At 58.7% G+C, this 635-nt stretch carries 1 protein-coding gene; it reads left to right on the plus strand.

Annotation, left to right across the window (positions count from 1 at the left end; all coding sequences use genetic code 11):
- Window positions 1–635 (plus strand): transketolase-like TK C-terminal-containing protein (locus ACMV8I_RS21345; RefSeq protein ID WP_498867145.1); only part of this gene is annotated, 635 nt, incomplete at both ends.

Here is a 635-nt window from a genome sequence, read left to right on the forward strand (position 1 = left end):
GGCAAAGTGTTGCCAGAATTCCTCGGCGGCTCTGCTGACCTCGCGCCAAGTAACCTGACTATGTGGTCTGGCTCGAAGTCACTGGGCGACGATCTGGCCGGTAACTACATCCACTACGGCGTGCGTGAATTCGGTATGACCGCCATCACCAACGGCATTGCGCTGCACGGTGGTTTCCTGCCGTACTCTGCGACCTTCCTGATGTTTGTGGAATATGCGCGTAACGCCGTGCGTATGGCCGCGTTGATGAAGATCCGCAACGTGTTCGTTTATACCCATGACTCTATCGGTCTGGGCGAAGACGGCCCGACGCATCAGCCGGTTGAGCAAATGGCCAGCCTGCGCGTGACGCCAAACATGAGCACCTGGCGTCCTGCGGATCAGGTTGAGTCTGCGGTGGCGTGGAAATATGCTATCGAACGTAACGACGGTCCGGTTACGCTGATCTTCTCTCGTCAGAACCTGACCCAGCAGCCGCGTACAGCCGAACAGCTGGCCAACGTGGCGCGCGGTGCTTACGTGCTGAAAGATTGCGACGGCACACCTGACGTGATCCTGATCGCGACCGGTTCTGAAGTGGGTATTACGGTAGAAGCGGCCGATAAACTGGCGGCAGCGGGCACCAAGGTGCGCGT

This window comes from Ewingella sp. S1.OA.A_B6, from assembly GCF_049889095.1.
GTDB lineage: Bacteria > Pseudomonadota > Gammaproteobacteria > Enterobacterales > Enterobacteriaceae > Ewingella.